Below are 24,133 nucleotides of genomic sequence, written 5' to 3'. Positions count from 1 at the left end.
ATTATTTTTTCTTATTTAAGAATTCTTCATAACTCGCAAAGTCGTCCTCAAGCATTTGTTGAAGACCTTTACTTGTGATTGTACCACCCGAAATACCATCAACTTTGTGTTCTTCCGGAGCAACTTCTCCAACTTTGGCAACCAAAATTGAAACCAGTTTACCCGATGCATCGAAGATTTTCTTTCCTTTAAAAGGTTCTTCAAATGCTGTTGTTGAAATTTCGGCACCCAAACCCGGTGTTTCCCCTTCGTGGTCGAAGTTGGCACCGTAAATGGTGTTCATATCGTCGTTTAACGAAACATAGCCCCAAACCGGTCCCCAAAGACCTGCACCGTATAACGGAAGTACATATTTAATACCATCTTCGGTTTGTACTTCAAAAACAGGAAGTAATTTGTCGGCTTCATCTTTAGCACGTTCCTTTTTTAGGTCGGTGTTAAACGCATCGCCATCAACCTGCTCGCCTTCTACGGTTACAACATATTCTTTTACCACTTTCTCAGCATAAATTGCTTCAGCTGTTTCTGCAGTACTTTCAATATTTACCGAGGCCAGTATATTTTGTTTTTTCTCTATCTCAACGTTCTTTTTCTGCGCAGGCTTTAACGCCATTGAAACTGAAGCAAGAACCGCTGCAACTATAATTACCATTATGGCTGCGTATAAAAATGTGTAAGTATTACTATTTCTATCCATGATTCTTCTTTTTTATTATGCAGAAACTTTAGCTCGTTTAGCTCTTTTCTTAATATGACCGGCTACAACGTAGTGGTCGATAAGCGGAGCAAATGTGTTCATTAGCAAAATTGCCAACATCATACCTTCAGGGAAGGCCGGATTGATAACACGGATGATAATGGCAAGGATACCAATCAGGAATCCGTAAATCCATTTTCCTTTTTCGGTTTGCGATGCCGATACCGGGTCGGTAGCCATAAAAATAGCACCAAACATAAAGCCACCTAAAATTAAGTGATGCCAGAAAGGCATGGAGAAATAAGTGGCAACTTCGGGCGAAAGACCTGCGTTTCCTGAAACAGCGTTAAGGATAAGGCCCATAACTGCTCCACCGGCAATGGTTGAAACCATAATTTTCCAGCTTCCAATTCCGGTTACAACCAGTAAAATGGCACCCAGCAGTATGGCTACTGCCGACGTTTCGCCAATTGAACCCGGAATTAATCCGATAAATGCATCGGCAACACTGTAATCGAGGTTACCCGCAGCAGCTCGCGCCATTGGAGTAGCTCCCGAGAAAGTGTCAACCACTTTATCGCCGGATGCAAGACGCACCCAAACCGATTCGCCCGACATTTGAGCCGGATAAGCGAAGAATAAGAAAGCACGTGCAACAAGTGCAGGGTTCCAAATATTCATTCCTGTTCCGCCAAAAACCTCTTTACCTAAAATAACCGCAAAGGCAGTTGCAATGGCAACCATCCAAAGTGGTGTGTTTATTGGCATAATAAGCGGGATAAGAAAACCCGATACCAGGAAACCTTCCTGAATTTCGTGACCACGTAGTTGGGCAAAAACAAATTCGATACCCAAACCTACAACGTACGAAACAATAAGGATGGGAAGTACCCGCAGGAGACCGTAAATGAATATTTCGAAGAAACCGGTTGAGGCCAGTTCTCCAATTGCTTTAAAGTGCTGGTACCCGGTGTTGTACATCCCGAACAATAAAGCCGGAACTAAGGCCAACACCACCATACCCATTGTACGTTTTAAATCGATGTAATCGTGAACGTGTGCTCCCGATTTCGATGTGTCCTTTGATACAAAGAACAACGTAAACATACCATCATGTACCGAGTGCAACCAATGAAACTTGGCGCCTTTCTGTACATGTGGCTTTGTATTTAAAAAAAAGTTTTTTATGAAATTCATCTTGCAAAAGACTAATAAGTTACATGTAAAAATTAACCAAGCTCTTTAATCATGGTGTTAATACCTTCGCGCAAAATTTTCTGTACTTCAATTTTAGAAGTACAAGCATATTCGCAAAGCGCAAAGTCTTCTTCAATTACCTCGTAAATACCCAGTTGCTCCATTTTGTCGATATCGTTAACCATTATGGCTTTTAGCAGAAATACCGGTAGGATATCCATTGGAACATACTTTTCGTATTGGTTTGAAACAACAAACGCACGTTCGCCACCATGTAGGTTGGCATTTAAGGTGTATTCTTTTTTCGGGAATAATTTGCCGAAGTACGCTTTGGTTGCACTGAATTTTCCGAAACCGGGATCAGCCCAGCCCATAAACTCATAATCATCGCCTTCCGGAATTACACTAACTTGCGAGTCGTAATAGCTCAGGAAGCTTTTCTCTGAAACTTTATCGCCGGTAAGCACATTGCCACTAATAATTCTGCTGCTGTATCCTGCAGTAGTAAGCTTGCCGCTAACCAAATCTTTAATTGGCGCACCCACGATGGTTTCAAAATATTTTGGTGCTTTTACCTCCGAGCCTGTAAATGCTATTGTTTTGGTAAAATCTACTTTTCCGGTTTCAAACAGCCGGCCAATAAACAATACATCCTGCACGTTTATTGTCCAAACTACATCGCCTTTATTGATTGGGTTGGTATTTGCAATCTGTATACCAACATTTCCTGCAGGGTGCGGCCCTTCAAAGGTGTTAATTACCACATTCTTTACCGAGGAAAAAGCGGAACCGGGTTTTACACCCAGGTTAACATCTCCTTCAGTAAGTTTGGCTAAAACGTCTACCCCTGTCTGGAATGTATCCATTTGATCCTGTAAAACAAAATCATAATCCGGAGCCATTGGAGCCGTGTCGAATGTTGAAATGTAAATAGCTTTTGGTTTTTCTTCCGGATTGGCAATTATTCCGTACGGACGTTTTTTAATAAACGGCCATAAACCACTTTTTAAAATCTGTTCCTTCACCTCTTCCGCCGATAACGCTGATGGGGCAGCTTTTTTAAATTCTGCCGATCCTGCATTTTTATCGGTTGCAATTACTACTTCCAAAATTCTGCGACGCTCACCACGGTTAATAGATACAACTTTACCGCCAATAGGGGCAGTAAAAACAATCTCCGGATGATATTTGTCATAGAACAAAGCTTCGCCTGCTTTAACCTCGGCATCAACTTTTACGCTAAGTTTTGGAGTAAGTCCCGGAAAATTAGTGGGTTTCAGAGCTACTGTTGCCGGAGTCGGCAATTTCTCGAGTGCCTTTTCTGCACTTCCTTTTAGCTTTATATTAAGCCCTTTCCTTAACTTAATTACTTCTGACATATCGAATTAAGAATGTATTATTTTTAGGTGTGCAAAAGTATTAATTTAATCGGCTTTTCGCAATGGTTTATACTAAAAGTTCAATAGTTTCAAATATGAAAATATGTACATAGTTGTAAAGGAATACTATTAGGTTGATATTCAGTAAGATGTGTGTTGAGGTGCAATGCTGGTGGTGTTCAGATTAAATTAACATTTTTTGCCTTATTCTAGGCTGTGATAATCATAATAATTTTAAGCGAATATTTTGATTTTTACTTTTCGGTTTTGAAAAAAGATACGAAATCCTGATTTTTACGTTTTATTAGTTACACCTATTACAAAACACTTTAATTTAATAATTTGAGGCAGGTGTAACGAAATGGTGCTAAAAGGACAAATGATAGAAAGTATCTGTTGGTAGCATCGCCTTTTTTAAACAAAAAATACAATTACAAAATGAAAATATCCATTGTAAGCCTTATTCTTTTTATCATTTGCTTTTTGCAGGTAAAAGGGCAAGAAGAAAACTTCTATTACGAGAATGCTATTTACCTTGAAAATATAAAAACGGTACTTGCCTATCGCGATGGTTTTGAGCTGTCGAACCCGATAATGGCTCTTCAGGAAGATATAACACTGGTTTTTAAATTTGACGATTTGTCGGAAAATGTGAAGGATTACTATTATACGATTATACACTGTGATGCGGACTGGAATGAAAGCTATATCGCTCAGGAGGAATATATTGACGGTTTTGTTGAAAACCCGGTTGATGATTATGCCATGTCGTTTAATACAACGTTTAATTATGTGAATTACCGGATTGAGATTCCGAATGACAATTTGAAATTTAAGCTCTCGGGTAATTATGCTCTTGTGGTTTATGAGGACCAGGATAAAGAAAAAAGAGTATTATCAAAACGCTTTCATGTATACGAAAATGCAGTTCGAATTGAAGGTACTGTGCGTCGGGCAACTCTCGATGCTTTTAAAGGTACCAACCACGAGGTTGATTTTAAAGTGCATCATCCCAACGTGCCTATTTTAAATCCACGCGACGAGGTAAAGGTGGTAATCATGCAAAATAATCGCTGGGATAACGCCATACGGAATTTGAAGCCTTTGTATATTCGCGATAGGGTGCTGGATTACGACTACAATAAAGAAAATGTATTTCCGGCAGGTAATGAGTTTCGTTATTTTGATATTCGCACCAACCGCATGAATGGGGAGAACGTGATTGCAACCGATTTTCATCGGCCGTATTATCACAAAACATTGAACCTTGATGAAGTTCGGGCAAATAAACGCTTCTTTTCATACGAAGAGATGAATGGAATGTATTTGGTTGAAAGTCAGGATCAGGAGGTACGTGATTTTGACACTGAATGCGATTATAATTTTGTTCATTTTACCTTGCCTCTGGAGGCGCCCTTGCTGGGAGGTTCTGTCAATGTTTTTGGCGCATTATCAAACTGGAATGCCAATAAAAGTAACGAAATGACTTATAATTTCGACCGGGGGCAGTACGAGCTTACCTTGCTTTTAAAACAAGGGTACTACAACTATATGTATGTTTATGTGCCCCAGGGAGCAAAATCAGCCGACCATACCAATATTGAGGGGAGTTTTTGGGAAACCAATAATGATTATCAGATTATGGTTTATTATCGTGATTTGGCAGGGAGGTTCGACAGGTTAGTTGGCTATACGCAGCTTAATTCGGTAAGCAACCGGTATTAATCAACGCTGTTATAAACAGTTATTTACAGGTGGTTCGCGTCTTTCGGAGAGTGATTAACTGACAACTTTCATGTATCCGCTACCTTCGTTAAACGGGAGTTCAAACCAGAAAGTACTGCCTTTATCTACTTTTGATTCAAATTCCAAGTCTCCACCTAATAAGGTAACGTAGTGTTGTGCAATGGGTAGCCCGATACCCGAGCCAGATGTGGTTTGGTTGATCTTGTTCTGCACACGATAGAAACGACTAAAGATATGTTCGTAATCCTCGGGCGGGATACCAATGCCCGTGTCGTTCACGAAAAATCTCACAAAATCGTTTCGTATCATTTCAAAACCAAAGGTAACCTGCCCCGCATTGGTATATTTTACGGCGTTATCAACTAAAATTGATAATACTTCTTTAAGCAACTCTTCATCGGTTGAAAAACCAAATTCGGCATTGGCAACATCTGCATTAAGTCGTATCCGAATGTCTTTACTATCGGGTAGGTTCGAGAAATGAGTGTTGTAAATTTCGCGGAGTAAAGGATTGATTTTGCAGAATGAAGTGTTTATTGCAATTTTTTCAGTCTCAATTCTGGCCAGGTGAATGGTGTTGTCAATCATATTCATTAACTGTTGGCCGTTCTGGTTAATCGCATCTGTAATACTCAGGCGCTCAAATGCATCCATCGAGTCGTCAGCCAACATTCGGGTGAAGTTGGTGATAATGTTCATTGGCGTACGAATTTCGTGCGATAAGTTAGCCAGGAATGCAGACTTTAACCGATCAGACTCTTCAGCTTTAACGAGCGCTTTTTCAAGTCCGAATTCTGCTGTTTTTCGCTTGGTAATATCGCGTGCAACAGAAATAACAGCATTGGCATTTAATTTTGCCAGTCGCATTTCAAACATAAATGTTCCGTTGGGGGTGTTCAACGAGTATTCAATACTTTCAATACTGTTGTGTTTGAGGCAGTGTTGTATGCATGAATAAATTTTATTGGCCATTTTATCCGGAAAACCGGCATCAAAAATTGAACTCCCGATAATGTTTGAATCTTCAATTTTAAACAAATCACTTTCTTTGATGACAAAATCCTCGTAAATCCCGTCTTTATCAATTACAAAAAAGATGTCGGGAATGGCTTCCAGTAAAACCTTGTACCTTCGTTTGCTTGCCTCCAGTTCGGCAATTTGATTTTTTGTTTTTGTAATATCTTCAAATATCAGGTAGTAGGTGTTAAAAAGCGGGTTTATCATGTGAACCTTATACCACTTGTCCAACTCTTTGGCATGAAACTCGGAAATTCTCTTTTTGTTAAAAAGAATGGTTTTATTGACGTCGAAACGACCTTTAAAAATCAAATCGAAAACGTACGCTGCTTCCTGCTCCTGCACTTCGTATAAATTCCGTTTAAAGGCTGCTTCAAAAGCATTGTTTATTTTTTCAACAATGAGGTTGGTAATGTTGCCATCTTCATCGCGTTTTGCACGCAGCCTTGCAATCAGAAACGAAGAGTTTTGAATAACGCGGTTTAGCCCTTCATGCTGTGCGTCAATTTGCTCTTTTAAGTTTTCTATGCTAATAATTAATTTCTTGCGCAGATAAAAGGTAACCAAAAAGAAAGCCGTAAAAATTAAAATAGGATTGCTAACGAAGGGGTCAAAGTAGGCAAGTGAATCGGTAAGGTGATTGGCTTTGTGCAACTGAAAACAAATAAGGCCAAGCGATATAAAAAAGTAGATGACCAGGCGCAATTCCAACACTGAGAAGAAGTAAAGAAATACGAGGCCGGCCATTAGCCACCATACCGATAAGTGCACTGTCTCTAGCAATGGGGAATGATCGGTAAAGTCTGAAAGGTATAAAGCGTAAACCAAAATGGGCAGGCCAAAAATGGCATTAATAGCGCAGTCTTTTCGGGCATTTAAAATACATATAATAGCTAAAACCGAAACAGATAATGCGAAGATGGAACACATCAGGCATCCTTCGGTAGTTGAAAACAGTAGGTATCTAATCGTTAAAAGAGAAGTCAAAATTCCCAGTGCTCCCCAAATCAATAGGAGCTGAAAAAGCTGCTTTTTTTCATTAGTATCTGTTTTAGCAGCCCAAAATCTTTCTGCTAATATTTTAAAAACTCTTTTTAACAATAATGTAAAAATATTAAAAAAGATATACGTCCCGCCAAAACAAGCAATTTTTAAGGAGAATATTGTCAAAATGGGAATATAAAAACCTGATTTTTGTTTTGTTTTGAAATGCGAGTAGTGTAAGTTGCATTGTTTCAGATTTTTATAAAAGTGTTTGTTTTTTGTAGTACTGATTTTTGTTATGCTTTTGGCGGAAGCTATTTTTTAGTTTTGCAATAAGTGTAAAGAAGAAGTATAAATTAATATAAACTAAAAAGACATGCCAAAAGGAATTTTTAATGTTCCGGTTGCAAAAAATGAACCGGTTTTAAGCTATGCCCCGGGCACTGCGGAAAGAGCTGAATTGAAGGCAAAAATTGCCGAATTACGTTCAGTAGAAATAGATCAGCCGATGGTAATTGGAGGTAAAGACGTTTTTACCGATAGAAAAGTACGGATGTTTCCTCCACACGAAATTGAACATACTTTAGGTTACTACAATCAGGGAGATTCAAGCCATGTTGAAATGGCCATTGATGCAGCTTTGGAAGCACGCGAAAAATGGGCTGGAATGGCTTGGCAACACCGTGCAGCTATTTTTTTGAAAGCTGCAGATCTTTTGGCCGGGCCTTACCGTGCAAAAATAAATGCAGCCACTATGTTGGGGCAGTCAAAAAATGCTTTCCAATCTGAAATTGATGCAGCTTGTGAACTCGCCGATTTTTTCCGTTTTGGAGTGCAGGTGATGACTGATATCTACAAAATACAGCCAGAATCGGCCAAAGGAATGTGGAACTACAACGAATTCCGTCCTTTAGAAGGTTTTGTTTTTGCATTAACACCGTTTAATTTTACTTCTATCGCCGGTAACCTACCGGCAGCACCTGCCCTTATGGGTAACGTAGCTGTTTGGAAACCATCAAAAACAGCCGTTTACTCCGCTGGTGTAATCATGGAAATTTTTAAAGAAGCTGGATTGCCCGATGGCGTTATTAATTTGATTTACGGATCGGGGCCGGTAGTTGCCGATGTGGTGTTAACGCATCCCGATTTTGCCGGCATCCACTTTACCGGGTCTACCGCGGTATTCCAGAGTGTTTGGAAAACTATTGGCGAAAATATTTATAAATACAAATCGTATCCGCGTATTGTTGGCGAAACCGGAGGTAAAGATTTTATTTTTGCTGATAACACTGCCAAACCTCGCGAACTGGCTATTGCCATGTTACGTGGTGCTTTCGAGTACCAGGGACAAAAATGTTCAGCAGCCTCAAGGGTTTATATTCCTGAAAGTATTTGGCCGGAAGTAAAAGAAATTTTTGGAGCCGAATTAGCAACAGTAAAAATGGGACCACCCGAAGATTTTACAAATTTTGTTAATGCGGTTATCGATGAAGCTTCGTTTGATAAATTAAAAAGCTTTATCGACCAGGCTAAAGCTGATGAAGATGCTGACGTAATTTTTGGTGGAAATTGCGATAAGTCGGTGGGGTATTACATTGAGCCTACCGTTATTTTAGCAAAGAAACCCGACTATGTAACCATGGAAGAAGAATTGTTCGGACCGGTTTTAACAATTTATGTTTACGACGATGAAGAGATGGATGCCACACTTGATATTCTGGATAAAACATCGATTTACGCGCTTACCGGTGCCGTGTTCTCACAGTGTCGTTACAATATCGAAAAAATTACCAAACGACTGGAAAATTCGGCCGGTAACTTTTATATTAACGATAAACCAACCGGCGCTGTTGTAGGCCAGCAGCCATTTGGCGGATCGCGTGGTTCGGGAACAGATGACAAAGCAGGTTCTATTTTTAACCTCCTGCGCTGGACCTCAATCCGTACGATTAAAGAAACCTTTGTACCACCTGTAAATTATACTTATCCGAATTTTCAACCGGATAATGAATAAATATTAAGGTTAAGCTGTTAAAAAAGAGGATCGAATTTATTCGACTCCTCTTTTTTTTGACCATTAAGAATTCTACTTTTGTACAGACATTTGGGAACGATGAAGAAAGAATTCTTACAATCCGGTTTTTTTAAGTTTATAAGCAATAAATACGTTATTGCCATCCTTTTATTTGCCTTGTGGATAATCTTTGGCGATGAAAATAGTATTGTCTCGCACATTCAAAGCAAAAAGCAGCTAAACGAACTAAAGCAGCAAAAAGAGTATTACCAGGAACGCATTGCTTCGGATAAACAAAAACTTCAAGACCTGAACAGAGGAAATGAGGAATTGGAAAAATTTGCTCGCGAGCAATACCATATGTCAAAACCCGACGAAGACGTTTTTGTAATTGTTGAAGAAGAGTAGTCTGCGATTCTGTTAAAAACCTTCACTTAAAACATTCTGTTAACAAATACGTTACAAAGTATAATAGCAAACAAAGCTATTTGATAGCCAGTATAAATTTCTTATATTGCTTTTGAATGAGTGAAAATTTAGACATATTCAAAATTAAAGGTAACAATATTGCACCGCAGAAAGGGCGTATTTTAATTGCCGAACCGTTTTTGGCCGGGAACTATTTTAATCGTTCTGTTGTGTTTTTGGTGGCTTACGGAAACAAAGGTGCAGTTGGTTTTATTTTGAATAAAAAAGTTGATTTTCCCGTTCAGGATGTTTTCCCTGATTTTCCTGATTTTAATGCAGATGTTTATCTGGGTGGCCCGGTGTCTACTGATTCGGTTTATTTTATTCACAAACTTGGAGATAAATTGCCCGGAAGTATACATGTTATGGGTGACCTGTACTGGGGAGGTGATTTTGATATCCTGAAACGCGACATCAGAAACGGGTTGATAAATCCAACAGAAATTCGTTTTTTTCTGGGCTATTCCGGTTGGGATGGTGGCCAGCTGGAAGATGAATTAAAGGAAGACTCGTGGCTGGTAACCGATGTTGACGAGGAGGCCGTAATGAGTGATTTAAGTGAAGACTCGTGGTTTAATTTTGTGAAAAGGGCAGGAGCCCGTTATTCTATCTGGCGGAATTTTCCCGAAAATCCATCGCTGAATTAACTGAGGTTGCTAAAAACAGGTTTTAACCCTGTACTTTTTCCTGTATAAAATGATTTAATTCTTTGTAAATCTTATCCGAAAATTCGTGTACGTACCGCCGTTCCTGAAAGCCAAGAATCCATTGTACTCCCCGCATTTCCGAAACAAAAAACACTTCATCCATTTGTTGCATGTGTTTGGGTGTTAAGTTATCAGATTCAATTATTTTCATTTTAAGTTTTTCACACAAGCGCAGTACTTCCGGGCGTAAAACATCGGCAAAACATCCGGTGGTTAGGGCTGGCGTAAAAACGTGGTTTTCTTTAACCATAAAAATATTGGAGCCGATGCCCTCGCTTACTGCTTCTCTTTGGTTTAACAACACTACTTTTGAATTTTGCATGTCTGTTTGTGTAGCCGACGCTTGCCGCCAAAGCTCTTCCTTACCAAGGCTTCCAGTGTAATTATTGAGTTGACTAAATATTTTTGGCTTGGCTACATGAAGAAATAAGCCTTGCGGATTTCGGGGCAAGCCGGATTCTGTGAATGGCCTGCACGACACCATAAAATTATCCCGGTTTTCTCCCAAAAAAAGCTGAATGATAAAAAGTCCGCTTCGGTAATACCGGTTTTTATTCAGTGTGCGTTTTAAAAGCCGTGAAAATTCGCGTTGATTTTTAAAAAGTGCCGGAAGTTCCCGGTTTAAAGCATGTAGTTTTTGCTCTAATAAAACAATATTTTCCTTTAGCAAGGGAATACCGCCAAAACCATACCATACATAGTGTTTTAAAATCAGCGGAGCTTCAAGTAGCACCGGGGTTAAGCTCACCTCATTCTCCCTAACAATACTATTATTAAACAGTAGGTAAGCCATGAACTACAGAAACGAAAATAAATTATCGATAAACCGCTGAAAAAGGTTGGGCTGTAGCAATATTGGGAAAACAAAACCAAATACTGCCCCTAAAAAATGAGCATCGTGTGCCACATTATCCGTTTGTTTTTTACTCATTTGGTACGAATAAAACAGGTAGCCTATAGCGAAAAGAATGCCGGGTATGGGAAGAATGGCAAACAGATACAAAGGTTCCCAGGGCTGAAAAAAAATAGCTGCAAACAACACTGCCGATACAGCTCCTGAAGCACCAACGGCATTGTAGTAATAATTGTTTTTGTGTTTTATCAGGCTCCAGGTGTTTGCTGCCAAAATACCACCCAAATAGAGCAGTAGAAAATAGGCAGTGCCCTTGTTGCCAAAATAATGACTAAAATACACCACTACATTTCTTCCAAAAAAATACAGTACCAGCATGTTTACACCCAGATGTGCCCAGTTGGCATGTATAAAAGCATGGCTCACCAAACGGTAATATTCCTTGCGGTGAATAATTTGAGCGGCATTAAACTGTAGTTTCGTCGATAACTCCCGATTTCCGAATGCTATGTATGAAATTACCGCTGTAACACCTATTATAAACCAAACAATCATTAATGTAAAATTTTAAATATCATTTCCTTTTGTAATTCTCCGGTTTCCACCATGGTTGATACGTTGAAACCTTTGCTTTTCATGTCGTATTCGCGCAGAATTCCCATAATCTCGTATAACTTGGTTGGCGAATAACGTTTTGCTGCCGATACATAATCCTTAACAAAGTAGGGATTAACACGCAGTTCGGCTGCCACATTATATTCTGATTTGTTTTTCAGAAAATGGTAAGTAAAAAGTTTTGAAAAATAATAATAGAGACCAGCAATTGTTTTTTGAATGGGATTTAGCGTAGGATTCGCGCCAAAGTATTGAATGATACGGTTGGCTTTTAAAACATTTTTCTCCCCCAATGCATTTTGTAACTCAATCACATTAAATTCTTTACTTAAGCCAATGTTTTTCTCAATATGGTCGGGTGTAATTTTGTTCGAATCTTTTACTGCAATTACCAGTTTGTTTAATTCGTTGGCAATTTTGCTTAAATCGGTACCCAGGTACGACGTAAGTAATAATGCTGCCTGTGGTGTAATCGAATAACTGTGCTGCTTCAGGTAAGCATCAATCCATGCCGGAATTTTGTTTTCGTAGAGCTTTTTAGAGGTAAAAAGTACGCCGTTCTTTTTTATTGCTTTGGCCAGTTTTGTTCGCGAATCAAGTTTTTTGTATTTGTAGGCCAAAACCAGAATGGTTGATTCCAGCGGTTTCTCGGCATAGGCAGTTAATGTGTCTATTTTATTCAAGCTTTGTGCTTCTTTTACCACAATTACCTGTTTGCTGGCCATCATTGGGAAACGCATCGAGGCTTCGGCAATGGTTACGGGGTCGGCATCTTTCCCGTAAAAGATAGTTTGGTTAAAGCCCTTTTCGCCATCGTTAAGTACGTGGTCTTCAATGTAATCCGATATTTCATCAATAAAGTAGGCCTCTTCTCCCTGCAGCAAATAAATGGGATGATAAATACCTTTTTTAAGGTTTTGCATTATTTCTTTATGCTCCATACTAAAAGCGTAAGTGTTTAACGGAGAGGCCGTTGTTTTTAATTTCGAGCAGCGCATCAATACCGGCCTGAATATGGCGTTCAACATACGAAGAGGATACGTATTTGTCGCTTGCTTCTGTTTTAACTCCGGTTGATATCATTGGCTGGTCGGATACCAGTAACAATACCCCTGTTGGTATCTGGTTGGCAAACCCCACGGTAAACAAAGTTGCAGTTTCCATATCAATGGCCATTGCCCGGGTTTTTTTCAGGTATTTTTTAAAACGTGTGTCGTACTCCCACACTCTGCGGTTGGTAGTTAAAACCACGCCGGTCCAATAGTCTTGTTCCGAGTTTCGGAGAATATGCGAAACCGCACGTTGCAGGTTAAATGCCGGGAGTGCGGGAACTTCGGGAGGCAGGTAATCGTTTGAGGTACCATCGCTGCGAATTGCTGCAATGGGCAGTATTAAATCGCCCAACTGATTTTTCTTTTTTAATCCGCCACATTTGCCTAAAAACAACACTGCTTTGGGATGAATGGCGCTTAATAAATCCATGATGGTTGCCGCATTGGGGCTACCCATTCCAAAATTAATCATGGTTATCCCTTCTGCTGTGGCACTGGGCATATTTTTATCGGCTCCATCTACAGGTACCTCAAACTTACGTGCAAAGCGCTCAATATAGTCCTGAAAATTTGTCAGCAAAATGTATTTGCCAAATTCATCAAGCTTTTTCCCGGTATACCGTGGAAGCCAGTTGTCAACAATGTCTTTTTTTGTCTTCATATGCTGAAATATTCTACCTTTGAACAAATAGGAATACTTTTGGTTTTAAGGCGAACACAAATGTACATTTTTAGATCTCGCCAGCCAAGTTGAGTTAATAAGTTATTATGAATAGGATGGATAAATTGAATTTGCCCGAATATGCGTTCAGAACCAAAACGGAAGATGGCCGCCGCTTAATTTTTGATGCGATCCGAAAAAAATATATAATTCTGACTCCAGAAGAATGGGTTCGTCAAAACTTTATTCAATACCTGATAAAGGAAAAGAAGTATCCGGAATCGTTGATGGCTGTTGAAAAACAAATAATGGTTAACCAGCAACAACGCAGGTTCGATTTGCTTATCTACCTGAGAAATGGTCAGCCGCATTTGATTGCCGAATTTAAAGCACCAAACGTAAAAATTACACAGGATACTTTTGACCAGGTGGTACGTTACAATATGGCGCTGCGTGTTGAGCGGGTAGTGGTGTCAAACGGCTTACAACACTTTGCCTGCGAAATTGATTATGTGAATAACAACTATTCGTTTTTGCACGAGATTCCGCAATTTTGCGAACGTTGCCGGGTGGATGGTACCGGCTTTAGTTAATCTTTGGCGGCGGGGGACAAAAATTTCTGAAACAAGATTTCATCTTTCCAGCCTGAATAGGTTTTAATCCAGCTCTTTTTAATTCCACACTGCTGATAACCGGCATGCTCAAATAAGTGAATACTCGGGGTGTTGTCGGCAGTAATATTGGCATACAATTGCTGTAAACCAAGCACCTGTAGAGCATAATTGCCAAGGGCTGTTAATGCGTCGCCGGCATATCCCTGTCTTCTGTCGGAGTTTTTATGAATGAGGATGCCAACACCGGCTCGTTGGTGGTAAGGTTCAAAATCAAACAGGTCAATGGCGCCAACCGGAATGTTTTCTTTTGTTTCGATTACCAGGCGAAGCTGTTTGGTGGTATAAATATCTTTGGTCGCTTCAAGCAGGTATTGGGCCAGAATATGCTTTGAGAAAGGTGTTTTGGTATTACTTACTTCCCATATCGCCATGTTATTTTCCCATTGGTAAAGGAGGTCAATATCGCCGGGTTCAAGCGGGCGTAAATTTATTTTACCAAATGAAAGTTGTTCTTGCATGCTGTAATTTGTTGAGTTATCTGTCTAATTTTTTCCAGGCTTTAGCCAAAAGCTCCATATCGGAAAAGACGTTGTAGTCTTTGGCATAAAGCCGGTTTAGCCGCATGGCTTTTTCCTGGTCTATTGTAATCTCCGGAAACATATCGGCAGGTGTTAATACGCCCGTTTTTAATTTTGGTAAATTGTTTTCCGTTTCGGCATCTGCGGTGTACCCAATCCATGTTTTGTTACCAAAAAGAACCCGGAAAATATTAGCAAAAAAATTGACTTTTTGGCTGTAGCACCATAATCCAACCGGACTAAGAAGGAGAAAAAGCAGTGCTGCAGTTAGATCGAGCAGGCGCTTTTTGCGCCGGTTTCCTGCCTTTGAAATGGCATTTAAATTAACCACATACAAATCGCCTGCGGTATGAATGGAATTGCTGCCAATTATACTCGAACTTTCGGGTGGTGCAATTTTGTAATCAATGTCAAGGCGGCTTAAATCGAGCATGGCTCGTATTATTGCTGCAGAACTAATGTTTTCGGCACAAAATACAATTTCATCAATACGATTAATTCGGATAATTTCTTCCAGCTGAGAAAGTTCACCCATGTAGTTTTGGCCTTTGTCGGTATTGTCGAGTGCAATAAAACCGGCCAGTTGCGATTTTATCCTGGTTTCTTCCAGCAATCGTTGCACACGTTTTGCTTCGTTTGAATGGCCAACAATTGCAATCTTACGAATACGTTGGTTGCTTAACCTGAAATCGCTTATTTTTAACCAGCTGCCAATCAGCCGTACTACCATAAGAACAGTTCCTGTCCAGGCTGTTCCCAATAAAATTAAAGCCCGCGAGAATCGGTACTGCTCATCAACCAGCGAGTATGCCAAAAGAATAGTAATGAGGCCCCATAGCACACCACGTCCAACTTTAAATAAACTAAGCGGTTTAGTGTACCCTCCTGAAAACAAAATGCTTAACAGAAAGATGAGGATATAAGCCGGAACAACAATTTGCATAAATTCGGGTGGGTAGTAGCCCGGGCTGCTAAACTGAAATTGCTCCCAAAATGGCGTGATTAGCCAAAATCCTGCAAAAATGATAAGGGCGTCAAGCAGTGGGAGGTACACTTTCGTGAGGATACGTTTTGATGCCGACAGCAAGGCCCTGAAATAAATGGCAAGATGGATAAACAGTGAAAATATTCCGGCTTTGCTACCCGGAAAATGTTTACGCGCAAAAATAATCATGGCATTGTAAAACACCTTTACATAGTTTAACGAACCTTTTTTGGTGCTTTCGCCTTTGTAATGAATAATGGTTGTATGCGGGTAATAATAGTTTTTATACCCGGCCAGTTGTATACGGTACGAAAGATCGATGTCTTCGCCGTACATGAAAAATGTTTCATCCAAAAGGCCTGTTTTATCCAACACCGATTTTCGGAGCAGCATAAAAGCACCGGCCAGTACATCAACTTCCTGTATTTTTTCTTTGTCGAGGTAGGAGAGGTGGTATTTTCCGAATTTTCGCGATTGGGGAAATAGCTTTGATAGTCCAAACATTTTATAAAAAGCCACCCACGGTGTTGGTAATCCCCTTTTCGATTCGGGCAGAAAAACACCTTTCCCATCAATCATTTTTACCCCTAAGCCACCGGCTTCCTTATGCTCGTTCATAAAGGCAATAAGCTGTTCAAAGGTATCTTCTTCTACAACCGTATCCGGATTCAGTAATAAAATATATTCTCCTTTTGATTGATTAATAGCCTGGTTATTGGCTTTTGAAAATCCAACGTTCTCCGTGTTTTGGATAAATCGAACCTTGGGGAATTTTTCACGAATCAGGTGCGCCGATCCATCAACCGAGTTGTTATCCACCACAAAAATCTCGCCCCGGATATTTCTTAAAGCCTTTTCCACCGAATGCAAACACTGCTCGAGGAAATGCTTAACGTTGTAGTTGACAATTACTATAGAAATATCCATCTGTAAAACGCGGTGTTTTTTTGTAGCTTTTGTTTTGGCTTACCGAAATCAGTAATCAAATAATTACTTTCGTTATTTATTTGTTGACCAAAAGTAGTGTTTCCTTTTTATAACGAAAAGATTTATGATTTCTGATGCAGAAATTATTTTCCCAGGGAACTTTCAAAAGGTACACGGTTCATTAATGAACGGCCAAGTGTAATTTCATCGGTATATTCAAGCTCGTCGCCAATTGATACGCCCCGGGCAAGTGTCGATATCTTTATCTCCTTGTCTTTTAGTTTCCGGTAAATGTAAAAATTTGTTGTGTCGCCTTCCATGGTGGTCGACAGGGCGAGTATCACCTCAAGCACTTTCCCCGAATTAATCCGTTCAACGAGCGAATCAATTTCCAGTTCGGCAGGCCCAATACCATCCATCGGCGAAATAATGCCTCCTAAAACATGGTATAAGCCATTAAACTGGTGCGTATTTTCCACCGACATAACATCGCGAATATTCTCCACAACACAAATTACACTATCGTTTCTGGAAGGAGTGGAACAAATCTGGCAAGTTTCGGTATCGGAAATATTATGGCAGATTTTACAATGCTTGATTTCGTTTTTAAGTTCTATTAAACTGTTCCCAAAGGCGTTCACTTCTTCTTTATCTTGCCGTAACAAATGCAAAACCAAACGCAAGGCACTTTTACGTCCTATTCCCGGAAGTTTTGAGAATTCGTTAACAGCATTCTCCAATAGTCGCGACGGATATCGATCCATATTTTACCTGGTAAAATTGTTTTCTGATTGTTAAAAAACAAAAATAGTGTTGAAATTGAAATATCAATACTGAAAAGCATTTTTTTAGCTCGGTCAGTATTTTTAGAAGGGCTTATTTTTTTGCAAGCTAATTTTATGTACCTTAATCAAATGATAAAATTACTATTTAAAATGAAGAAAACATTTTTACTAATAGCGGGCATATTGCTAATATCTGTTGGCTTTGGACAGGTGCAGGATACTACCACCACCTCCACAGCGCAGGAAAATGTTGCTACTGAAGAAAGTGAACTGCCAAAGCCAAAATTAGACAAAAGCCGAATGTATTACGGCGGTTATGTTACCATGAATTTTAGCCGGAATTACAGTGTAATTGGAGCACAGCCCCTGCTTGCCTACAAACTAACGCCAAAACTTTCTGTTGGAACTCAGGTCTCGTACGAATATATTAGCGACAGCCGATATTCCATTGAGCAAAATGGATCGAATTACGGCGCCAGTTTGTTTAGCAGGTTTAGGGCAACTCCGCGTTTATACGCACATACCGAGTTTAGTTTGATGAGTTATAAATGGTTTTATTCCAACGGAAGTGATGACCGGAAACTTGCCCCGATGTTTTACGTAGGAGGTGGCTATAGTCAGCCCATTTCAAAAAATACCTGGTTAAATGCACAAGTATTATTTGATGTGTTGAACCACGAAAATTCGCCGTATAAGGATTGGGAACCCTATTTTAGCTTAGGAATAGGCGTAGGATTCTAACAGAACTTCATAAGATGAAAAATGCCGGAAACGAGTTCAGTTCCGGCATTTTTTTATGGAGTAAAATTGACTAGTTCTCTTCTTCAGAAGTAGTGCCTTGTGCATCAATAACCGCAATGGCCGCCATGTTAATAATTTCGCGTACCGTGCTGTCGCGCTGCAGTATATGGATGGGTTTGTTCATGCCCATAAGTATGGGGCCAATGGCTTCATAAGGCCCAAGAGCCTGCAATATTTTGTAGCTAATATTTCCGGAGCTAAGATTCGGGAATATCAGCGTATTGGCATCAATATCGCCAAGCTTATTAAACGGATAACGCGAATAACGCAGCTTCCCGTTTAAGGCATAATTGGCTTGCATTTCTCCTTCAACCATCAGGTCGGGGTATTTTTCATGCAGCATTTTAACCGCCTCTTTAACCCGCACCGGACTTCCTTCACCTTTGTAGGCGCCAAAATTGGAGTATGACAAAAGGGCAATTCGGGGATCGATATTAAATTTACGAACTTCGGCGGCAGTAAGTAATGTGGTATCAGCAAGTGTTTGTGCCGATGGGTTCATGTTTACTGTGGTGTCGGCCAAAAACAATGGCCCCCGCTTGGTAAGTAAAATATACATGCCGGCAATGTGGTTAAACTCTTTTTTTACACCAACAACCTGAAGCGCGGGGCGGATGGTAGAAGAGTAATTCCTGGAGAATCCCGAAATAAATGCATCTGCTTCGCCCGTTTCAACCATCATGGAACCAAAATAATCGCGGTTATACATTTTCTCAACCGCTTCATCGTAGGTCATTCCTTTTCGATGTCTTTTTTCGTATAATATTTTAGCAAACTGATGCCGTTTCTCTTCACTTATCGAATCGTACATGTCGATAATGGGGACGTTACTGATATCAAGCTGGTTTTCTTTAATCAGTGCCTGAATTTTCTCTTTATTGCCCAATAGAATAGGTTGGGCAATTCCTTCGCGGATGACAAACTGTACAGCTTTTAAAATTCTGAAACTATTGGCCTCGGCAAAAACAATACGTTTGGGGTTTTGTTTGGCTTTGGTTCGAATGGCCATAATTAGCCGGTTGTCTATTCCTAATCGTTCGGTGAGCTCGCGTTCGTAGGCTGCCCAGCTTTTTATGGGTTTGCGGGCCACTCCGCTTTCCATGGCTGCATGGGCTACCGCCGACGATACTGTTGTAATTAGTCGGGGGTCTAATGGTTTTGGAATAATGTAATCTTTGCCAAAAACAATGTTTTTCATGTTGTAGGCTTTGGCTACCATTTCCGGAACATATTCTTTTGCCAGTTTTGCCAGTGCCTTCGCAGCAGCAATTTTCATTTCTTCGTTAATGGTGGTGGCACGTACATCAAGAGCTCCCCTGAAAATAAAAGGGAAGCCAAGCACATTGTTTATTTGGTTGGGGTAGTCGCTTCGTCCGGTTGCCATAATAATATCGTCGCGAACTGCAGTGGCATCTTCATACGATATTTCGGGGTTGGGATTGGCCATGGCAAAAACGATAGGGTTGCGGGCCATTGATTTAATCATCTTCTTACTTACTACATCAGCCACCGAAAGTCCGAGAAAAACATCGGCACCCTTCATTGCTTCTTCAAGGGTTTTTATTTTTCGGCTGGTTACAAACTGCTGTTTTATTTCGTTCAAATCGTCACGCTCGCGGTTTAACACGCCCTTGCTGTCGAGCATAATTATATTCTCCGGCTCAACGCCAATGCTGATATAGAGTTTGGCACACGACACCGCTGCTGCCCCTGCTCCGTTCACCACAACCTGAATGTCTTCAATAAGTTTTTTATTAAGCTCAAGTGCATTGAGTAAGGCTGCTGCAGAAATAATTGCTGTTCCGTGCTGGTCGTCGTGAAAAACGGGGATGTTTAATTCCTTTCGGAGTGTTTCTTCAATTTTAAAGCATTCGGGAGCTTTAATATCCTCCAGGTTAATGCCTCCGAATGTTGGGGCAATGGCTTTCACCACTTCAATCAGTTTGTCGGGGTCTTTCTGGTCCACTTCAATGTCAAAAACATCTACATCGGCAAATATTTTAAAAAGGAGTCCTTTCCCTTCCATAACCGGTTTGCCGGCCAAGGGGCCAATGTCTCCCAGTCCCAGTACCGCAGTACCATTTGAAATAACCGCCACAAGGTTGCCTTTAGAGGTGTATTTATAGGCGTTATCCGGATTTTTTTCAATCTCAAGACACGGTTGCGCCACTCCCGGAGTGTAGGCCAGGGAAAGGTCGTACTGTGTATTGTGTGGTTTGGTCGGAACCACTTCTATTTTTCCGGGACGTTCTTTTTTATGGTAATTGAGGGCATCAATTCTGCGAATTTTAGGCATGGCAGTATGTTTTTATGATTTCTTATAAATGTAAAGAAAATGCGCTGCCTAAAAAAGTACATCGGTCAGAAATAAAGGTGTTGTTTAGCAATTAAAACTGCTAAACAATTCAAGTGAAAATAATTTGTGAAAATGGGTTTTAGTTATAGAATTCTATTTAAGCGATAGTTTTATATAAAAATGTACTTCTGGCGCACTAAGCTTTGGCAGGTCTGAATTTTTGCCTTGATGCCTTGAATCTTAAAATAACAGAGGGAATCATTGCAAGGATACAGCCAAGCAGGAATACAATAATCAACTGGAGGTTAACATTTACCCCCCAGTGGTTTATTCCAAGAGCAACAGCTATTAAAAAAACATTGCCACCAACAATTGTTAGTGTAACTTTTAAGTGCGAATGTAACAGCGTTAGGAGGCGGTGGTGCGTATGGTTTCTGTCGGGAGAAAATGGCGACCGGCGCTGTAAAATCCGTATAGTCATTACTCGTAAAGTATCGATAAGAGGAACAATTATAATGGCAAAAGAAACTGCAGGAGCCCCTCCAACAACAAATTCTTTTGAGGTCGTTAAATTAATTTCGTTAAAGTAAATCACAAAAACAGAAATGAGCAAGCCGGTAATGAGAGATCCTGTGTCGCCCATAAAAAGTTTGTTCCGGTGTCCGAAGACATTATATAAAAAGTAGGCGGCCAAACTACCCAACAGTGCAAATGCCAGTACTGATAAATGGAAATTTTGTGTTAGGTAGAACCAAACTCCAAAAACGAAAGCTGCTAGCATGCCCAAACCCGCGGCAAGGCCATCGACACCATCGATAAGGTTAAAAGCATTAATTATGGCAAGCATGGTAAACAAAGTAATCGAGAAACTGGTGAGGTAGCCAATATTGGATTCTCCAAAAATCCCATGAAGGTTGGTAAAACGTATATCGGCCAGCGTAATTAATATAATAGCACTAAGAATCTGAACAACGAATTTTTTTCTGGCCGAAATGACCATTAAATCATCTTTTAAGCCAATAAAAAACATCAAGATAACACCGGCAATAATATATTTGAACGATTCAAAACGTAAACCGTCGGTAGCAATAATAGAGCTCATAATAAACCCTATAAAAATGGCAACCCCTCCAAGGGGTGGCACCACCTGGGTATGTACTTTGCGTTCTTCAAAAGGTTCAAATAAATGTTTGGCTTTGGCTGTTCTAATAATCGGAGGAACTACTACAAGTACCAACGAGAAAGAAAGAATAAGTGCGGTAAGGATTAAAATAATTTCCATAACGTGTTGGTTGTTTTTATGTTTTAAATGTGTTTCATAGTAAAAATACATCCAAGTATTACTAACTAGTGGGCTATAAGAAGTGGTTTGATCCGCATTTTGGTTAGTTCAAATATAATTATTATTGAATATGGTGGGCAAAAAGTTTATTTGCTTACTATAATTGGTAACAATTTATTAGGATTAAATTACTGCACTTTAAGTAATACTTTTAAAAAAGTTTTATCAAATGCTACTATTTCGCTTTTTTTGAACTTATATTTAAACCGAAGAATTTCAACCAAATAAACAGAATATTTTGAAACACTTAAGCCTTCTGCTTGTTGTAATCGCTTTTTTGAGCAATTTGCCTGGGAGCGCCCAAACCCGGTTTAATCCGGTGGGTGACTTTACCAGTGCTATGAATATTAATTTACTTGCGGTAAAAATTAATCAAAACAACCTGGAGGCCGGAGACGAAATTGGAATTTATGATGGAGACTTATGTGTTGGCGCAATTGTTCTTGAAAAAAATCTGGAGGAGACCTTCGATGCCATTACCCAGGCTGCAGTAGCTGGTGCCAACGATGTTGATACACAGCAAAAAGATGGTTTTACAAGCGGAAATGTTATGTCATTTGTGGTTTGGGATAAATCGGAAGAGGAACTTGTTGATATTGATAGTGTTAAATTTTATAATCCTGCTGATGGTAGTGAAATTATGGCGCAAAATTTCGAAGTTGGAGCTACTGTTTATGTGTCGCTCAGAGGCATACACAATTATACCCCTAATTCGGATGCCGGACCTGATTATGAATTATTTGAAGGCGAGCAGGGGCAATTGAATGGTAGTGACTCTAATGATTTAAATCAGGATTCAATATTATTTAATTGGATAGACGTAGATACACTGGGCTTGCATAGTTCAACTGCTGCTTCTCCAACTTTTACTGCACCCGAGGTTAATCAGACTACATTATTTCGTGTAATATTGGTTGTTAATGATGGCATGAATTTTTCCAAGCCGGATACGGTGATTATTACCGTTTTTAATGTTATTTCGGGGCCGGTTGCCAATGCAGGAACCAGCCCGGTAGTTGTTCCCGAAAGAGACACGCTTGTTTTGGATGGAGGGAATTCATACGATCCGGATGGTTCAGCGCTAAAATGGCAATGGTCAACCACCGAAGGCACAATTGATATAATTGAAAGTAATTCAGCAGTGGCAAAACTGGTTGCACCTCAGGTTAATGCCGACTCCACCCTTTTTGTGGTATTAAAAGTCACGAATTCATCCGAATTGTCGGCTTATGATTCCGTTCAGGTAACTATTGAAAATGTTAATGTCCGGCCCTTTGCCCTTGCCCAGTCAAAAACGGTTGCAAGTGAAGGTGAACAAGTTCGTTTGGATGGAAGTAATTCTTACGATCCGGATAAGGGGCCGGGCGAATTAAGCTATCAATGGCTAAGTTTAAATGGAGGCGAAATAGGTAACCAAAACAGCAGGTATGCTACTTTTTATGCTCCCTGGTTACTTGCCGACTCTTTATTTTTATTTTCCTTAACCGTTTATGATGGAGAAGACTATTCGCTTTCAGATACAATTGAAATAAATGTAGTACATGCCAATTTGCCGCCGGTAGCTTCTGCCGGTGCTGATTTAATTGTAACCGAAGGTGCTGAAGTTGTTTTAAATGGCAATTCTTCTTTTGATCCGGAAGGCGATACTTTATGGTTTCAATGGGAGTCGGATTATTTACTATTTGATGATGTTTTTGCGGTAAGTCCAACTTTTGTTGCCAACGAAATTCATAGCGATACAGTACTTTTTGTGACATTAAAAGTGAGCGACGGAGAATTATGGTCAGACCCGGATACCCTGCAATTGACTATTAAAAACATCAATAAGCCGCCAGAATGGATTACCCTTCCAAAAGATTCTGCATATCTTGGAATTAGTTATTCGGGTTTAATTGAGGCCGCCGATCCTGATCGTTACGATACCTTGTCTATAAGTGTCTCTGGATTGCCCGAATGGCTAACCTTTGAGGCAATTGATGATCATACAACCGTAATTAGCACGGATTCGGTACCCCATAGCGAAAGCCTGCTGGGCGACTATGAAATTGAACTACAGGTGAGTGATGGTGAATTTACAATAGATACAGTTTTTGTGTTGAATGTTAGTGTGTTAACCTATGTCCAATTATTAAATCTGGAAGGTTTCTCGTTTTACCCAAATCCTGCACAAAATTGGATTACAGTTAAATTTGAAGAGCCCGTTGGCGGAAGGATGGTGGTTTATATGTTTGATGCAACAGGTAAATTAGTTTTAGATAAAAGAATAATTCAACAACAAACAATATTGGATGTAAGCAAATATCCAAAAGGGTTATACCTATTAATAGTTAACAGTAGCGGACAATTGATTGAAAGGCATAAACTCGTAATAAATTAGATCGAGTTTAAATTATAAATTTTGAGCTGATTTGAACA

At 39.9% G+C, this 24,133-nt stretch carries 19 protein-coding genes and 2 pseudogenes; 7 read left to right on the top strand and 14 right to left on the bottom strand.

Going from position 1 to position 24,133, the window contains the following annotated elements:
- Position 1 precedes the first annotated feature (1 nt).
- From nqrC to QZ574_RS12975, 3 genes are read right to left on the bottom strand one after another with little or no spacing between them, the layout of a single operon-like run.
- Positions 2–697 carry an NADH:ubiquinone reductase (Na(+)-transporting) subunit C gene (nqrC, locus tag QZ574_RS12985; protein WP_297090152.1) on the bottom strand — a complete coding sequence of 232 codons (696 nt, stop codon included), beginning with the start codon at positions 695–697 and terminating at the stop codon, positions 2–4.
- A gap of 15 nt (positions 698–712) precedes the next feature.
- Positions 713–1,894, bottom strand: a complete 1,182-nt coding sequence (locus QZ574_RS12980; RefSeq protein WP_297090150.1) for an NADH:ubiquinone reductase (Na(+)-transporting) subunit B — start codon at positions 1,892–1,894, stop codon at positions 713–715.
- Between the two features lie 32 nt (positions 1,895–1,926).
- Positions 1,927–3,273: a Na(+)-translocating NADH-quinone reductase subunit A gene (locus tag QZ574_RS12975; RefSeq protein ID WP_297090147.1), complete on the bottom strand. Its 1,347-nt coding sequence runs from the start codon at positions 3,271–3,273 to the stop codon at positions 1,927–1,929.
- Between the two features lie 438 nt (positions 3,274–3,711).
- Between QZ574_RS12975 and QZ574_RS12970 the strand changes: the two genes are divergently transcribed.
- Positions 3,712–4,998 carry a DUF5103 domain-containing protein gene (locus tag QZ574_RS12970; protein ID WP_297090145.1) on the top strand — a complete coding sequence of 429 codons (1,287 nt, stop codon included), beginning with the start codon at positions 3,712–3,714 and terminating at the stop codon, positions 4,996–4,998.
- Between the two features lie 54 nt (positions 4,999–5,052).
- Here the strand turns inward: QZ574_RS12970 and QZ574_RS12965 are convergent, their stop codons facing one another.
- The gene (locus tag QZ574_RS12965) at positions 5,053–6,966 is read right to left on the bottom strand and encodes a PAS domain-containing sensor histidine kinase (RefSeq protein ID WP_297090143.1); all 1,914 of its coding nucleotides are present in this window, start codon (positions 6,964–6,966) and stop codon (positions 5,053–5,055) included.
- Between the two features lie 430 nt (positions 6,967–7,396).
- On the opposite strand from QZ574_RS12965, the gene pruA reads away from it, so the two are divergent.
- The 3 genes from pruA to QZ574_RS12950 all read left to right on the top strand — a co-directional run bounded on the left by pruA (position 7,397) and on the right by QZ574_RS12950 (position 10,149).
- On the top strand, positions 7,397–9,034 hold the full coding sequence (gene pruA / locus QZ574_RS12960) for an L-glutamate gamma-semialdehyde dehydrogenase (protein WP_297090140.1): 1,638 nt from the start codon (positions 7,397–7,399) through the stop codon (positions 9,032–9,034).
- 99 nt (positions 9,035–9,133) lie between these two features.
- Complete coding sequence (locus tag QZ574_RS12955) at positions 9,134–9,442, top strand: septum formation initiator family protein (RefSeq protein ID WP_297090138.1); 309 nt, start codon at positions 9,134–9,136, stop codon at positions 9,440–9,442.
- A gap of 116 nt (positions 9,443–9,558) precedes the next feature.
- A complete protein-coding gene (locus tag QZ574_RS12950) occupies positions 9,559–10,149 on the top strand; it encodes a YqgE/AlgH family protein (RefSeq protein WP_297090135.1) in 591 nt (196 codons plus the stop codon).
- A 22-nt stretch (positions 10,150–10,171) separates the two neighbouring features.
- On the opposite strand, the gene QZ574_RS12945 is transcribed toward QZ574_RS12950, so the two are convergent.
- The 4 genes from QZ574_RS12945 to QZ574_RS12930 are packed head-to-tail and all read right to left on the bottom strand — an operon-like array spanning position 10,172 to position 13,390.
- Positions 10,172–11,002 carry an aminotransferase class IV gene (locus tag QZ574_RS12945; RefSeq protein ID WP_297090133.1) on the bottom strand — a complete coding sequence of 277 codons (831 nt, stop codon included), beginning with the start codon at positions 11,000–11,002 and terminating at the stop codon, positions 10,172–10,174.
- Positions 11,003–11,005: 3 nt separating this feature from the next.
- Positions 11,006–11,617, bottom strand: a complete 612-nt coding sequence (locus QZ574_RS12940; RefSeq protein ID WP_297090131.1) for a rhomboid family intramembrane serine protease — start codon at positions 11,615–11,617, stop codon at positions 11,006–11,008.
- On the bottom strand, positions 11,617–12,600 hold the full coding sequence (gene holA / locus QZ574_RS12935; protein WP_297090129.1) for a DNA polymerase III subunit delta: 984 nt from the start codon (positions 12,598–12,600) through the stop codon (positions 11,617–11,619). Before holA ends, QZ574_RS12940 begins: the two co-directional genes overlap by 1 nt.
- 19 nt (positions 12,601–12,619) lie before the next feature.
- A complete protein-coding gene (locus tag QZ574_RS12930) occupies positions 12,620–13,390 on the bottom strand; it encodes an AMP nucleosidase (RefSeq protein WP_297090127.1) in 771 nt (256 codons plus the stop codon).
- Positions 13,391–13,497: 107 nt separating this feature from the next.
- On the opposite strand from QZ574_RS12930, the gene QZ574_RS12925 reads away from it, so the two are divergent.
- Positions 13,498–13,983 (top strand): type I restriction enzyme HsdR N-terminal domain-containing protein, encoded by a 486-nt coding sequence (locus QZ574_RS12925; RefSeq protein ID WP_297090125.1) that lies wholly within the window; start codon positions 13,498–13,500, stop codon positions 13,981–13,983.
- On the opposite strand, the gene QZ574_RS12920 is transcribed toward QZ574_RS12925, so the two are convergent.
- The 3 genes from QZ574_RS12920 to recR all read right to left on the bottom strand — a co-directional run bounded on the left by QZ574_RS12920 (position 13,980) and on the right by recR (position 17,258).
- Positions 13,980–14,522, bottom strand: coding sequence for a GNAT family N-acetyltransferase (locus QZ574_RS12920; RefSeq protein ID WP_297090122.1), 543 nt, complete (start codon positions 14,520–14,522; stop codon positions 13,980–13,982). The genes QZ574_RS12925 and QZ574_RS12920 overlap by 4 nt on opposite strands.
- Positions 14,523–14,538: 16 nt before the next feature.
- Complete coding sequence (locus tag QZ574_RS12915; protein ID WP_297090120.1) at positions 14,539–16,494, bottom strand: glycosyltransferase; 1,956 nt, start codon at positions 16,492–16,494, stop codon at positions 14,539–14,541.
- A gap of 143 nt (positions 16,495–16,637) precedes the next feature.
- Positions 16,638–17,258, bottom strand: a complete 621-nt coding sequence (gene recR, locus QZ574_RS12910; RefSeq protein ID WP_297090118.1) for a recombination mediator RecR — start codon at positions 17,256–17,258, stop codon at positions 16,638–16,640.
- 171 nt (positions 17,259–17,429) lie between these two features.
- Here recR and QZ574_RS12905 point away from each other — a divergent pair, with 171 nt between their 5' ends.
- Positions 17,430–18,020, top strand: a complete 591-nt coding sequence (locus QZ574_RS12905) for a hypothetical protein (RefSeq protein WP_297090116.1) — start codon at positions 17,430–17,432, stop codon at positions 18,018–18,020.
- A 70-nt stretch (positions 18,021–18,090) separates the two neighbouring features.
- Here QZ574_RS12905 and QZ574_RS19465 read toward each other — a convergent pair.
- The 3 genes and pseudogenes from QZ574_RS19465 to QZ574_RS12895 all read right to left on the bottom strand — a co-directional run.
- A pseudogene (locus QZ574_RS19465) lies at positions 18,091–19,077 on the bottom strand (phosphate acyltransferase); the annotation flags it as partial.
- A gap of 75 nt (positions 19,078–19,152) precedes the next feature.
- Positions 19,153–20,376: pseudogene (locus QZ574_RS19460) on the bottom strand (malic enzyme-like NAD(P)-binding protein); the annotation flags it as partial.
- 196 nt (positions 20,377–20,572) lie between these two features.
- The gene (locus tag QZ574_RS12895; protein ID WP_297090112.1) at positions 20,573–21,658 is read right to left on the bottom strand and encodes an MraY family glycosyltransferase; all 1,086 of its coding nucleotides are present in this window, start codon (positions 21,656–21,658) and stop codon (positions 20,573–20,575) included.
- A 298-nt stretch (positions 21,659–21,956) separates the two neighbouring features.
- Between QZ574_RS12895 and QZ574_RS12890 the strand changes: the two genes are divergently transcribed.
- Positions 21,957–24,095, top strand: a complete 2,139-nt coding sequence (locus tag QZ574_RS12890) for an REJ domain-containing protein (protein WP_297090110.1) — start codon at positions 21,957–21,959, stop codon at positions 24,093–24,095.
- Positions 24,096–24,133 lie beyond the last annotated feature (38 nt).

This window comes from uncultured Draconibacterium sp. (genome assembly GCF_913063105.1).
Taxonomy (GTDB): Bacteria; Bacteroidota; Bacteroidia; order Bacteroidales; family Prolixibacteraceae; genus Draconibacterium.
This window is presented reverse-complemented; position numbering and strand designations above follow the sequence as displayed.